We start from the raw sequence: 12,653 nt of genomic DNA, 5'->3' as shown, positions 1-12,653 counted from the left end.
TTCAGAACTGGGTGGTGATCAGGTCGACGGCGCGCAGCTGGTCATCGACCACTACGGCCGTGCGCCATTTGTCGAACAGGGTGCAGGGGTGGGAGATCCCGAGCCCGACGACGTCCCCCGGGCTGAGCGGGGTGGAGGTGCCGTTAGTGGTGCGCAGGTAGGCGTGCTGGTCGTTCAGCGTCGTCACCTGCCATCCTTCGATCGGGCCGGGGCCGGCCCACGCCCCGGTCTCGGCCAGGCCGAGCACGTGCAGCGGCACCGGAAGGTCGATGTCGAAGGGGACGTCGCGTCGTCCGGCGTTGAGCAGCGCAAGCCCCTCTTCCGGGGTGGACAGCACGGACGCCCACACCACGGCAGCGGGCTGCAGCGCCAGGCCGAGGTGCTGCCACGGGTTGGCTCTCGCGCAGAGCCCGTGATCGTGGGTGAGGGAGGCGCCGGAGCGGATCACCCCGCGGATCGGCATTCGGCCGTCGACCTCGCCCAACTCGGACAGAATCACGTCGATGACATCACTGCCGCCCACTGTGACGACGGGGGCAAGGCCGTCGGTGCCGATACCCGGGCCCCACAGATTCTCCCGATCGATCGCCTCGGCCAGGTCTCGCAGCGCGCGCACGTACTCGATCACCCGGCCGGCTCGCGGCCGTTCGTCGTGGTCGACCAGCGGACCCTCGTACCCGGCTACACCGACCAGCGGAATCCTCGCGGCGGCGAGGCCCCGGGCCAGCTCGAGTGCGTCGGCGGCGGAGCGCACCCCGGTGCGCCCACCCGGAACGCCGAGCTCGATCAACACGCCGTAACCCGACGGCGCCGGGTCACCCTCCGGCCGGAGCGCCTGCCGCGCCAGCTCGACACCACACAAGCTGTCCACCCAGTGCCAGACAGTGGCCGGCTCGCCGTCCCTCGCCGCGCCGATGAGGTGCTCGCGCAACCAGCGCAGCTCGCGGGGGTCAGTCAGCTCGTTCGCGAGCATCACCGGTGACGACCCCCACGAGCGGACGGCGCGCAGCTGCGCCGGGGTGGCCACCGTGGCGCCCCACGCCCCTGCCCCGGCTTGGCGTGCGTAGAGCTCTTGGGACATCGCCGTCTTCACGTGGGGGGCGTGCAGCACGCCGGCGTCGGCGCACACGCTGGCCATGGTCTGAATGTTGTGCTCCAGCGCGACCTCGCTCAGGGTCAGCAGCGGCCAGGAGAACACGTCATCGGTGATCGACGGTGTGCCCGCGAGCAGCTCGGGCACCGATGTGCCAGGGTCGACGTTCAGCCCTTTGAGGTGGGTGTCCAGTATCCGTTCAGGCATCAGCGGGTCACCTTCGGGGGTCGTAGCGCGCGGCCGGTTCGTTCGGGGGTCAGCATGCCGCCGGTCAGCACGGGCGTGCCGTTGACCAGCACGTCGTCGACGCCGGTGGCGAGGGTGCGTGGCGTCTCGTAGTCAGCGTTGTCCTGGACGGCGTCCGGATCGATGAGTGCGATGTCCGCCGCCATTCCGGGCGCCAGTGCGCCACGATCATGGAGACAGAACCGGGCGGCAGCCGCACCGGAGAGGTGCCACTGTGACTCGGCCCACGTCCAGTCGCTGAGCCGGCGTACGTGCTCGGCGAGGAAACGTGCGAATGCTCCCCAGCCGCGCGGGTGCGGCTTCCCACCGGAATAGATCGCGTCGGAGGAACCGATGTGCCCCGGCGAGCCCAGGAGGGTGCGGACCGAGGCTTCCGAGTTGGTAGGCGGCTGGGCGAAGATGCAGCCCGCCCGCAGCTCGGTGCTGATCAGCAGTTCCACCACGGTCTGCGCCGGGGACAGGCGGAGCCGGTCCGCCACCTGCATCAGGCCGAGCCCTTCGGCCCACGCCAGCTTGCCTGGCACGTGCGCCATCGTGATCCGCGGCCACACCTCCTCCAGCTGCGGGAGGTGCTCGGCGTGCAGCCGCTCCTGAACGTCCGGGCGCCGCAGCAGCGCCACCGCCTGCGCCGGATCGGCCAGCGGGACCCAGTCCGGCAGTGCCACCATGGACAGGATCGAGGCTCCGCGCAGATACGGGTAGGAGTCGAACGTGACGTCGAGCCCCTCCGCCTGCATGCTGTCCAACGCTGCGACGAGTTGATCGTCCGGGCCGTGCAGATGTGAGATATGGGTGGCGACGCCGCTGTCGTGAGCGATCTGAGCAAGCTCGGCCATGGCGCCGACGGCGAGCCCCTCGTAGCCACGCATGTGGCTGACGTGCGGGAGTCGGTGCTCCGCCACCACCCGAGCCAGGGCCGTCAGCTCGGCCACGTCGGCATATCCACCGGGCTGGTACTCGAGGCCGGTGGACAGCCCGCAGGCCCCGTCGGACAGGCCCTGCTCAAGCAGGCTGACCATCTCGTCGAGCTCACCCGCGGTGGCGGGCCGGTCCGATCCGCCGATCACGGCATGGCGCAGGTTCCCGTGCGGCACCAAGGTCGCCACGTTCACCCGGGTGCGTCCGTTGTAGCCCGCACGCAGATCCGCGATCCGTGCCTGCGCACCATCGGGGTGCTCACCGTTGATCGCGATGAAGTAGTCACTGGCCCACTCGGCTGTCGGACCGGGTGCAGGCGCGAACGACACACCGTCGTTGCCCACCACCACGCTGGTCACCCCCTGGCGGAGCATCGCCAGCTGCACCTCGTCGTCGAAGACGGCGCCTTCGGCGTGCGCGTGTGCATCGATGAAGCCCGGCATGGCGAGGCGACCACCGCCGTCGATGATCGAATCCGCCTCGGTCGCCCGAGCTGCGGGATGCACCGCCACGATCTGTCCGTCAGCGACGTGGATGTCCACCAGCTGTCCAGACATGGGCTCGTCAGCCAGTTGTACGCCCCGGATGACGGTCGACGGCATGGCTGGGCTCCTCACGGCCTGACGGACTATTATGTTTGCAACTATAACTTAATGCGTGACACCCCAGCGCGCATCAGGATGAGGTGAAGGCGACGCCCATGAACGAGCAGGAGCACCACATTGGCTCGCGTCGACAGGAACCGTCGATGGCGACCACCAGCGTTCTCGGCCCTGCTGACCTCGGCCGGGCCAACCGCGCCCGGGTCATCCGTGCCCTCCAGGTGCACGGCCCGATGAGCCGGTCCGAGGTGGCACGCGAGCTCGGCATCGGCCGGGGCAGCGTCACCACGATCGTGCAACCGTTGCTCGACCAGGGCCTGTTGCTCGAGTTGGCGAAGGTTCCGGCCGCGCACGGCAAACCACCTCGGCCATTGTGGTTCGCCGACACCTGGCAGCTCGGCGCCGTGTTCGCCGCACCGGATGTGCTCGTCGTGGCCACTGTCTCGCTCGACGGGCAGGTCCTGCAGCGCAGCCGTGCCCGGTTCACCGACGTCGACTCCTTCCGTACAACCCTGCTGACCCACAGCGAGCGGCTGTTCCGGGCGGACACCCTGCTCGGGATCGGCGTGGGATCGGCCGGTGCCGTCGACGTTCCGACCGGCACCATCATGGAGAACTATCGGATCCCGACCCTCAATCACCTCCCACTGGGACCCTTGCTCGCCGATCACTTCGGCGTGCCGGTCTACGTCGACCACCACCCGCGCGTGCAGGCCATCGGCGACCTGTGGTTCGGAGTGGGCCGCGACTGCCGCGACTTCGCCTCCGTCTACACCGGGGACGTTCTCGGCGTGGGCCTGGTAGCCGACGGCCGCGCCGTGCACGGTCCGCGTGGCGGGGGTGGCGAGATCGGGCACACCGTGGTCGACCAGCACGGGACCAGATGCATGTGCGGACAACTCGGCTGCTGGTACACGGTGGCGTCATTGGGCTGGCTGCGCGATCGGGCCCGCGAGCTCGGGATCGCTCGCCCGGACGAGCTCACCTCCCGCATCCTGGCCGCCGACCCCAGCGACGCAGCCCGCACGCTGCGCGGCGAGTACGCCCGGAACCTGGCACTGGGACTGGCCAACCTCGAGCAGCTGCTCGGATCCGGGACGTACGTGCTGCACGGCGATGCTGCCGGTGGCGGCGACGCGTTCGCTGCCCTGGTGGCCGAGGAGATCACGCGGCGCATCCCGCGCCGAGGTGCCGAGATCCGAGTGATCGCGGCGCCCGAGCAGGATGATGCCACCATCCTCGGTGCCGCCGGCCTGGTGATGTTCCGAACCTACGACGCCCAGCTCTGAGCGCTCGGCGGAGGACTCATCGGCCTCGGGCGACGTCCTGCCCGTCCCGGATCACCCGTTGGACCTGGAGGTCACTGTCGACCACGACGATGTCGGCGCGGTACCCGGCTCGCAACGCGCCGAAAGGCGTGCTGCCGCCCCTGCGCGATCGCAGCACCTCGGCCGGGGTGAGCGAGGCGCTGCGCACAGCGTCCACCAGGGGCACTCCCCCGCTGGCAGTGATGCGCACGACATCGATGAGGTGGGCCGTACCACCGGCGATCGAGCCGCCGTGAGCCAGTCGTGCCACCCCCTCGGCCACCCGCACGTCGAGGCTGCCCAGCCGGTACTCCCCGTCCGCCATCCCGGCGGCGGCCATCGCGTCGGTGACCAGGGCGACGTTCTCCGCACCGACGGTGGCGATGATGTCCCGCACCAGCTCGGGGTGCACGTGCACGCCATCAGCAATCAGCTCGAGCACGATCTCGCCGCGCCGTGCCGCGGCGAGGAGCACCGGGATCGGGCCGGGATCGCGGTGGTGTAGCGGGCGCATCCCGTTGAACAGGTGCGTCACCGTCACGCGGCGTCCACTCCCGGCGAGCCGCGCGGTGAGCCGCTCGACGGCGGCGCGGGTGGTTTCGGAGGCGGCGTCGGTGTGGCCGATGGACGGCAGCGCGCCGGCCTCGACGAGGGCGTCCAGCGCGGCGTCCGCACCATGGACCTCGGGCGCGACGGTCATCGTGGCGAGGTGACCACGCGCCGTGGCGGCTAGCTGCTCCACGAGCGAGGGGTCGCCGTCGATGAGGAAGGTGGGGTCCTGTGCACCGCAGCGGGACTCGGCCAGGAACGGCCCCTCCGAGTGGATCCCCTCGATCTCCCCGGCGTCGGCGAGGTCGGCAAGCACCGCGGCGCGGGCGAGCAGCACCTCCGGCGCCGCCGTGACGAGCGAGGCGAGCATGCGCGTGGTGCCGTGCCGGCGATGCTCGGTGACGGCCTGCAGGGCCTCGACCGTATCCTCGACGGCGGGGATGCTGGCGCCACCACCGCCGTGGTTGTGGATGTCCACCAGCCCGGGCAGCAACGAGGTGTCCGGTGCCGCAGGTACTGTCGCGAGCTCGGCTGCCACGTCGGCTGGGGCGTCCGCGACAGCTCCCACCCAGGTGAGCCGGTCCCCCTCCCAGCACACTCCGCCGTCAGGAATCTCCTGCTCGGGGGTGATGACCCGGCCCCGCACTGCCTGCACCATGGATTTCCTCTCAGAACAGCCGGGAGTCGACGTCGTCGATCCCGCGCATCGCGTCGTAGTCGAGCACCACGCACCGGATCCCCGGTCGGTGGCGAGCACCCGCGCCTGGGGCTTGATCTCCTGGGCAGCGAACACCCCGGCGACCGGTGCGAGGAGCGGGTCACGGTTCAGCAGGTCCAGATAGCGGGTGAGCTGCTCCACACCGTCAATGTCACCACGGCGCTTGATCTCCACGGCCACATGCCCGGTGTCGGCCCGCGCCAGGATGTCCACCGGACCGATCGCGGTGGGGTACTCCCGGCGGACCAACGAGTGCCCATCGCCAAGCACGCCGATCTGCTCGGCCAACAGCTTCTGCAGGTGGGCCTCCACCCCGTCCTTGACGAGGCCCGGGTCCACGCCGAGCTCGTAGGAGTGCTCCCCGAGCACCTCGTGCAGCGACACGATCAGGCGGTCGTCAGACTTGCTGCTGCGGACCGTCCACACCGCCTGCACGCCGGCCTCGCGCTGCTCCGGCGAGGGGTCGGACTCCGTCAGCGTGCACGGCGGGGTCATCCAGTTCAACGGTTTGTACGATCCACCGTCGGAGTGCACCAGCACCGAGCCGTCGGCCTTCACCATCAGCACCCTCGTCGCCAGGGGAAGGTGTGCGGTCAGTCGTCCGGTGTAGTCCACCGAGCACGTCGCGATGACGATCCTCACGTGTGGTGCTGCCTCTCCGTCACTTGGGGCGTTCTGCGCGGGTGCGCTCTCACACGATACGAGACGTGCTGGTGTCCGGTGGTGCCGCCTCCAGCCAGGACCGGAGACCGTCCAGTGCGCCGTCCTCGGCGACCACCAGGAACTCCTCACCTCGGTACCGGCAGCGCGCCTCGCTCAACGGCTCGCTGTGCCCGTGCACGCTGCGATGACGCCGGCCCAGGATGTCCAGCTCGCGCCGCCCCCACCGGCGGGACGGGCGTAACGACAACGAGACCACCTCGTACCAGTCGAGGTGGTCTCGTGTGTAGGCGGCGATGCCGGCCTTCCAGCGGCTGTCGGACTGCACGGCGCACTCGAAGGAGCCGACCCTGCGCCCGAGGGTGCGCAGCCGCCAAAAGAACAGACCGACGAGCAGCAGGGCAGCGATGACCACCACAATGACGGCGATCATCACCACCCGCATGCCCGGCTCTCAGGCCTCGCCTGCGCCGACGGCGTCCTCCGAGGTGGTGGGATCGACGACGATCGTGACGTCGTCAGAGTCCACCGAGAGGAAACCGCCCGTGACTTCCATGGTGACCGGATCGCCGTCGGACGGGCGAACCTTCACCGTGCCGGCACGCAGCACGGCCAGGACGGGCTGGTGACCAGGCAGGATACCCAGGTCACCGTCCGCCGCCGGGGCGCCGATGCTTGTTGCTTCCCCGGACCACCAGGTGCGGTCCGCGGAGACCATCTCCACCGTGAGCGGCACGCCGCCCTCCTTCGTCTCGTCCAGTCCAGCGGGCTCTGTCAGTCCTCGTCGCGCATCTTCGCAGCGTTGCGCTCGAGGTCCTCAAGACCACCGATGTTGAAGAACGCCTGCTCCGGCACGTGGTCGAACTCACCGCCGGCGATCTTGCTGAACGCCTCGATGGTCTCCGACAGCGGCACGGTCGAGCCCTTCACGCCGGTGAACTTCTCGGCCATGTAGGTGTTCTGGGAGAGGAACTGCTCGATCCGGCGTGCCCGGTTCACCGTGACCTTGTCCTCTTCGGACAGTTCGTCGATACCGAGGATCGCGATGATGTCCTGCAGTTCCTTGTTCTTCTGCAGAATCGCCTTCGCCTGGTTGGCCACCCGGTAGTGCTCTTCGCCCACGTACTGCGGGTCGAGGATGCGGGAGGTGGAGGCCAGCGGGTCGATCGCCGGGTACAGACCACGCGAGGCGATCTCACGGGAGAGCTCGGTCGTCGCGTCCAGGTGGGCGAACGTCGTGGCCGGGGCCGGATCGGTGTAGTCGTCAGCTGGCACGTAGATCGCCTGCAGCGAGGTGATCGAGTGACCACGCGTGGAGGTGATGCGCTCCTGCAGCAAGCCCATCTCGTCGGCCAGGGTGGGCTGGTAACCCACCGCCGACGGCATCCGGCCCAGCAGCGTGGAGACCTCCTGGCCGGCCTGGGTGAAGCGGAAGATGTTGTCGATGAAGAGCAGCACGTCCTGCTTCTGCACGTCGCGGAAGTACTCCGCCATCGTCAGGGCGGACAGCGCGACCCGCAGACGGGTGCCCGGCGGCTCGTCCATCTGACCGAAGACCAGTGCCGTCTTGTCGAAGACCCCGGCCTCGTCCATCTCGTCGATCAGGTCGCCACCCTCACGGGTGCGCTCACCGACACCGGCGAAGACCGAGACACCACCGTGGTCGGCAGCCACACGGTAGATCATCTCCTGGATGAGCACCGTCTTGCCGACACCCGCACCGCCGAAGAGGCCGATCTTTCCACCCTGAACGTACGGGGTGAGCAGGTCGATCGACTTGATGCCGGTCTCGAACATCTGCGTCTTGGACTCGAGCTGGTCGAACGCGGGCGGCTGGCGGTGGATGGGCCAGCGCTCGGTCACCTCGAGGGTCTCCCCCTCGGCCAGGTTCAGGGCGTCACCGGTCACGTTGAAGACCTTGCCCTTGGTGATGTCACCGACGGGCACCGAGATCGGAGAGCCGGTGTCACGGACCTCACCACCACGGACGAGACCATCCGTGGGCTTGAGCGCAATGGCGCGGACGATGTTGTCACCCAGGTGCTGGGCGACCTCGAGCGTCATGTCGTAGGCGTCCTGACCGGGCAGGTCCACCCGGGTGGTCAGGGCGTTGTACATCTCCGGGATGGCGTCCGGCGGGAATTCGATGTCCAGCACGGGGCCGATCACGCGGGCGATCCGGCCCACGCCCGGCTCGCCGGCGCCGCTGGCCTGTGCCTCGGATGCGGTAGCAGTCATGGGAGTGCGTTCCTTCGTGTGGGTGGGTGCTCAGTCAGCTGGCGGCCAGGGCGTCGGAACCCGAGACGATCTCGCTGATCTCCTGGGTGATCTCGGCCTGCCGGGCCTGGTTGGCGAGCCGGGTGTACTTGCGGATGATGTCCTCGGCGTTCTTCGTGGCAGTGTTCATCGCACGCTGCCGAGCCGCCAGCTCCGAGGCCGCTGCCTGGAGGATGGCGTTGAAGAGGCGGCTGCGGATGTACCGCGGGAGCAACGCATCCAGCACTGCCTCCGAGGACGGCTCGAACTCATACAGCGGGAGCGCCTTCTCCTCAGCCGGCGCCACGCCGTCGACGACCTCGAGCGGAAGCAACCGGATCACCTGAGGCTCCTGCGCGACCATGGACTTGAACTGGGTGAAGACCACGTGCAGCTCAGCCACCCCACCCTCATCGGCTGGGGCCTCGAAGGCGTCGAGGAGGACGTTGCCGATCTCCTGCGCGGTCTCGAGCGACGGGTTGTCCGAGTCACCGGTCCAGCTCTTGGTGATCTCGCGACGACGGAACTGGTAGAAGCTCACGCCGCGACGACCGGTGACGTAGAGGGCAACTTCCTTGCCCTCCTCCTCCAGCTGTTGCCGGAGCGCCTCGGCCTCACGCAACACGCTCGCCGAGTATGCGCCGGCCTGACCACGGTCGGCCGTCACCACCAGGACTGCCGCCCGGTTGGTATCGGTGCGCTCGGAGGTGAGCGGGTGCTTGATGTCCGCGTGTGTGGCCACCGCCGAGACAGCTCGGGTGATGGCCCGCGCATAGGGGCTCGCCTTGACCGCGCGGTCCCGGGCCTTGCCGATCCGGGAGGCGGCGATCAGCTCCATGGCGCGGAACATCTTCTTGAGGGTCTGGGTCGACCTGATCCTCTGCTTGTAGATCCGCTGCTGGGCGCCCATGCTCAGCCCCGCTTCTGCCGGACGATCTGCTCCTGGTCGATGTCCACGTCCTCGGAGTCGTCCACCTCATCACCCACGGGGGCGGAGGGTTCCGATCCGAGGAAGGTGTCGCGGAACTTCTCGACCGCGGCGCGCAGCTCCTCCGCCGTCTCATCCTCGAACTTCCCGCTCGTGCGGATGGTGTCCAGCACGCCGGTGTGGCGACGGATGTGGTCGAGGAGCTCTCCCTCGAACCGCCGCACGTCGGAGAGTTCGACGTCGTCGAAGTAGCCGTTGGTCCCGGCCCAGATGGAGACCACCTGGTCCTCGGCGTCCATCGGCGTGTACTGGGGCTGCTTGAGCAGCTCCATCAGTCGGGCACCACGGGTGAGCTGACGACGAGAGGTCGGGTCCAGGTCGGAGGCGAACATCGCGAAGGCTTCCAGCGCCCGGTACTGGGCGAGGTCGATCTTCAGCGTTCCGGCCACCTTCTTCATGGCCTTGATCTGGGCGTCACCACCCACGCGGGAGACCGAGATACCGACATCGACGGCGGGGCGCTGACCTGCGTTGAACAGGTCCGACTGCAGGAAGATCTGACCGTCGGTGATGGAGATGACGTTGGTCGGAATGTAGGCCGACACGTCATTCGCCTTGGTCTCGATGATCGGCAGACCGGTCATCGAACCGGCACCCAGACCGTCGGAGAGCTTCGCGCAGCGCTCGAGGAGACGGGAGTGCAGGTAGAAGACGTCACCCGGGTAGGCCTCACGGCCCGGCGGACGGCGCAGCAGGAGGGAGACTGCACGGTAGGCCTCGGCCTGCTTGGACAGGTCGTCGAAAACGATGAGGACGTGCTTGCCCTGGTACATCCAGTGCTGGCCGATGGCCGAACCGGTGTACGGCGCGATGTACTTGAAGCCTGCGGCGTCAGAGGCGGGAGCGGCCACGATGGTGGTGTACTCCAGCGCGCCGGCATCCTCGAGCGCACCGCGCACGGACGCGATCGTCGAGCCCTTCTGACCGATCGCGACGTAGATGCAGCGGACCTGCTTGTCCGGGTCGCCGCTCTCCCAGTTGGCCTTCTGGTTGATGATCGTGTCGAGCGCGATCGCCGTCTTACCTGTCTGGCGGTCACCGATGATCAGCTGGCGCTGTCCGCGCCCGACCGGGATCATCGCGTCGATGCCCTTGAGCCCGGTCTGCAGCGGCTCGTGCACGCTCTTTCGCTCCATCACACCAGCGGCCTGGAGCTCCAGGGCACGGCGACCGTCGGTGGCGATCTCGCCGAGTCCGTCGATAGCCTGACCGAGCGGATCCACCACACGGCCGAGGTAACCGTCGCCGACCGGCACGGAGAGCACTTCGCCGGTCCGGCGGACGCTCTGGCCCTGCTCGATCCCGCTGAACTCACCGAGCACCACCACACCGATGGAGCGCACGTCCAGGTTGAGCGCGAGGCCCAGCGTGCCGTCCTCGAACGTGAGCAGCTCGTTCGCCATCACGCCCGGCAGTCCCTCGACCTCCGCGATACCGTCGGCCGCGAGGGTGACCGTGCCGACCTCCTCCGCCGCGCTCGTGGCCGGCTCGTAGGAGTTCACGAAGCTGTCCAGCGCAGCCCGGATCTCCTCGGGCTTGATCGTCAGTTCAGCCATCTTGTGTGTCCTTCTCCTTAGACCGCCGTCGGCGATCGGTTCGTTCTTCAGCGATGGGGGCGGGGTCAGCCGGCCAGGCGCCGGCGAGCCTCGTCGAGGCGGCTGAGCGTGGTCGCGTCCACGACCTCGTCACCGATCTGGATCCGCACGCCGCCCACGACGTTCGGGTCCACAGCCACGTTGAGCTGCACACCGCGCCCGTAGGCGCGGTGCAGGATGTCGCTCAACCGGTCCCGCTGACCTTGGTTGAGCGGAACAGCGGCCGTCACGGTGGCGACGAGCTGCTGACGGCGTGCCGCCGCTGCCTCGTTCAGACGCACCAGGCCTGCCGTGAGGGTCGGCGCTCGGCGGTTCCCGAGTGCCCGCTGGAGCAGCAGCCCCGTCTGCGAAGCGACTCGTCCACCGGCGACATTCTCCAGCAGTCCAGCGCGGTCCTCGATCGATCGCGACTTGTCCGAGAGCGCCAACCGCAGCTCACGGTTCGCGGCCAACAGCCGGATCACCGAGAAGATCTGCGTCTCCACGTCAAGAAGCGTGCCGGCAGCCTCGGCGCTCGCGAGCACCGCGTCGGTCCCGAGAACCTCGATCGCGTCCGCGATATCCCGGTCGGTCGACCAGCGCGCCCGAGCCAGCCCGGCGAGCAGGTCCTCGGAGTCGGAACTGACCTTGCCGCCGAAGACGTCGGTCATGACCTGCGCCTTGTCCTGCCCCTCACGGGAGGGGTCGGTCAGGGCGCGTCGCAGGCCGGCCGAGGAGTCCAGGACGTCCACGACCGCGAACAGCTCCGTGCCGAGCGCGTCGGCGGACTCCCCCGCCGCACGCAGCACGGGCTCGAAACGCTCCCGGGCGGCGTCGGTGGAAGACTGGCTGTTCGCGCGCATCACGCCTCCGGGTTCGCCGGCGCCGCAGCAGAGGCGCTCGAGGAGTTCTGTGCCGGCGTCTCGGCCGAGGCGTCCACGGTGCTGTCGAGCTCGGCCAGGAAGCGGTCGACCACGCGCGACTGGCGTGCATCGTCGGCGAGCGACTCACCGACGATCCGTGAGGCCAGTTCGGTGGCCAAGGAGCCCACCTCGCTACGCAGCGAGACGATCGCCGACTGCCGCTCCGCCTCGATCTGCCGCTGCGCGTTCTCCGCAATCCGAGTCGCCTCGGCCTGGGCCTTGGTCTTGGCCTCGGACACGATCTGAGCGCCGTCGGCAGAAGCCTCCTCACGGATGCCCGCTGCCTCCTTGCGCGCCTCGATCAACTCACGCTCGACTGCTGCCTTGGACTCGGCGGCTTCGGCCTTGGCCTGCTCCGCCAGCTGCAACCCGCCCTCGATCTTTGCGGCGCGCTCGTCCAGGATCGCGTTGATCTTGGGCAGCACGTACTTGATCACGAACGCCGCGATGATCGCGATGACGATCAGCGACCACACGATCTCGTAGACCGGTGGAATGAACGGGTTCGGAGCGTCGCCCTCTGCTGTGATCATTCAGAACTCCTTAGGCTCATCGAGTCCGGGTTCGATCAGGCAGGAACGATGTAACCGACCACGAGGCCGAGCAGTGCGAGCACCTCGATGAAGCCGATACCGATGAACATGTTGGTCCGGAGCTGACCGGCCATCTCGGGCTGACGGGCCATCGCGGCCTGCGTCTGACCGATCATGATGCCCAGACCGATGCCGGGGCCGATGGCGGCGAGACCGTAAGCCACGGTGTTGAGGTTGCCTTCCACGGTGATTCCTTCCTGTGGCGCTCGGGAGAGCGTCCGGGTTT

11 protein-coding genes and 2 pseudogenes are annotated in these 12,653 nt (G+C 68.6%); 1 reads left to right on the top strand and 12 read right to left on the bottom strand.

Annotated features, from left to right (window positions below):
• Window position 1 precedes the first annotated feature (1 nt).
• Both BLU77_RS21105 and BLU77_RS21100 read right to left on the bottom strand, forming a co-directional pair.
• Window positions 2-1,300 (bottom strand): alanine racemase, encoded by a 1,299-nt coding sequence (locus BLU77_RS21105; RefSeq protein ID WP_089775435.1) that lies wholly within the window; start codon window positions 1,298-1,300, stop codon window positions 2-4.
• On the bottom strand, window positions 1,300-2,859 hold the full coding sequence (locus BLU77_RS21100; RefSeq protein ID WP_089775433.1) for an N-acyl-D-amino-acid deacylase family protein: 1,560 nt from the start codon (window positions 2,857-2,859) through the stop codon (window positions 1,300-1,302). The genes BLU77_RS21105 and BLU77_RS21100 overlap by 1 nt, the downstream gene beginning before the upstream one ends.
• Window positions 2,860-3,005: 146 nt before the next feature.
• Here BLU77_RS21100 and BLU77_RS21095 point away from each other — a divergent pair, with 146 nt between their 5' ends.
• Window positions 3,006-4,148: an ROK family protein gene (locus BLU77_RS21095; protein ID WP_175477276.1), complete on the top strand. Its 1,143-nt coding sequence runs from the start codon at window positions 3,006-3,008 to the stop codon at window positions 4,146-4,148.
• A gap of 16 nt (window positions 4,149-4,164) precedes the next feature.
• On the opposite strand, the pseudogene BLU77_RS21090 reads toward BLU77_RS21095, so the two are convergent.
• The 10 genes and pseudogenes from BLU77_RS21090 to atpE all read right to left on the bottom strand — a co-directional run.
• Window positions 4,165-5,196 (bottom strand): annotated as a pseudogene (locus BLU77_RS21090) (N-acetylglucosamine-6-phosphate deacetylase); the annotation flags it as partial.
• Window positions 5,197-5,383: 187 nt separating this feature from the next.
• Window positions 5,384-6,075 (bottom strand): annotated as a pseudogene (nucS, locus tag BLU77_RS21085) (endonuclease NucS).
• A gap of 49 nt (window positions 6,076-6,124) precedes the next feature.
• The gene (locus tag BLU77_RS21080) at window positions 6,125-6,538 is read right to left on the bottom strand and encodes a DUF2550 family protein (RefSeq protein WP_089775427.1); all 414 of its coding nucleotides are present in this window, start codon (window positions 6,536-6,538) and stop codon (window positions 6,125-6,127) included.
• A 9-nt stretch (window positions 6,539-6,547) separates the two neighbouring features.
• Window positions 6,548-6,829, bottom strand: a complete 282-nt coding sequence (locus tag BLU77_RS21075) for a F0F1 ATP synthase subunit epsilon (RefSeq protein WP_245708984.1) — start codon at window positions 6,827-6,829, stop codon at window positions 6,548-6,550.
• A 38-nt stretch (window positions 6,830-6,867) separates the two neighbouring features.
• Window positions 6,868-8,331, bottom strand: coding sequence for a F0F1 ATP synthase subunit beta (atpD, locus tag BLU77_RS21070; protein WP_089775424.1), 1,464 nt, complete (start codon window positions 8,329-8,331; stop codon window positions 6,868-6,870).
• 34 nt (window positions 8,332-8,365) lie between these two features.
• The gene (locus tag BLU77_RS21065; RefSeq protein ID WP_089775422.1) at window positions 8,366-9,259 is read right to left on the bottom strand and encodes a F0F1 ATP synthase subunit gamma; all 894 of its coding nucleotides are present in this window, start codon (window positions 9,257-9,259) and stop codon (window positions 8,366-8,368) included.
• 2 nt (window positions 9,260-9,261) lie between these two features.
• Complete coding sequence (gene atpA / locus BLU77_RS21060; protein WP_089775420.1) at window positions 9,262-10,893, bottom strand: F0F1 ATP synthase subunit alpha; 1,632 nt, start codon at window positions 10,891-10,893, stop codon at window positions 9,262-9,264.
• Between the two features lie 65 nt (window positions 10,894-10,958).
• A complete protein-coding gene (locus BLU77_RS21055) occupies window positions 10,959-11,774 on the bottom strand; it encodes a F0F1 ATP synthase subunit delta (protein WP_089775419.1) in 816 nt (271 codons plus the stop codon).
• Complete coding sequence (locus tag BLU77_RS21050; protein WP_089775417.1) at window positions 11,774-12,367, bottom strand: F0F1 ATP synthase subunit B; 594 nt, start codon at window positions 12,365-12,367, stop codon at window positions 11,774-11,776. Before BLU77_RS21050 ends, BLU77_RS21055 begins: the two co-directional genes overlap by 1 nt.
• 35 nt (window positions 12,368-12,402) lie before the next feature.
• Window positions 12,403-12,618, bottom strand: coding sequence for an ATP synthase F0 subunit C (atpE, locus tag BLU77_RS21045; protein WP_089775415.1), 216 nt, complete (start codon window positions 12,616-12,618; stop codon window positions 12,403-12,405).
• Window positions 12,619-12,653: the final 35 nt, after the last annotated feature.

Source organism: Ruania alba (assembly GCF_900105765.1).
In the GTDB taxonomy this organism is placed as follows: domain Bacteria; phylum Actinomycetota; class Actinomycetes; order Actinomycetales; family Beutenbergiaceae; genus Ruania; species Ruania alba.
Note: the sequence above shows the minus strand (reverse complement) of the source record. Positions and strands in the feature narration are given on the sequence as shown.

Excerpts from the sequence above, each read along its gene's own strand:
- BLU77_RS21105 (WP_089775435.1), bottom strand. The coding sequence starts at position 1,300 with ATGCCTGAACGGATACTGGACACCCACCTCAAAGGGCTGAACGTCGAC.
- BLU77_RS21100 (WP_089775433.1), bottom strand. The coding sequence starts at position 2,859 with ATGCCGTCGACCGTCATCCGGGGCGTACAACTGGCTGACGAGCCCATG.
- BLU77_RS21095 (WP_175477276.1), top strand. The coding sequence starts at position 3,006 with ATGGCGACCACCAGCGTTCTCGGCCCTGCTGACCTCGGCCGGGCCAAC.
- BLU77_RS21080 (WP_089775427.1), bottom strand. The coding sequence starts at position 6,538 with ATGCGGGTGGTGATGATCGCCGTCATTGTGGTGGTCATCGCTGCCCTG.
- atpD (WP_089775424.1), bottom strand. The coding sequence starts at position 8,331 with ATGACTGCTACCGCATCCGAGGCACAGGCCAGCGGCGCCGGCGAGCCG.
- BLU77_RS21065 (WP_089775422.1), bottom strand. The coding sequence starts at position 9,259 with ATGGGCGCCCAGCAGCGGATCTACAAGCAGAGGATCAGGTCGACCCAG.
- atpA (WP_089775420.1), bottom strand. The coding sequence starts at position 10,893 with ATGGCTGAACTGACGATCAAGCCCGAGGAGATCCGGGCTGCGCTGGAC.
- BLU77_RS21055 (WP_089775419.1), bottom strand. The coding sequence starts at position 11,774 with ATGCGCGCGAACAGCCAGTCTTCCACCGACGCCGCCCGGGAGCGTTTC.
- BLU77_RS21050 (WP_089775417.1), bottom strand. The coding sequence starts at position 12,367 with ATGATCACAGCAGAGGGCGACGCTCCGAACCCGTTCATTCCACCGGTC.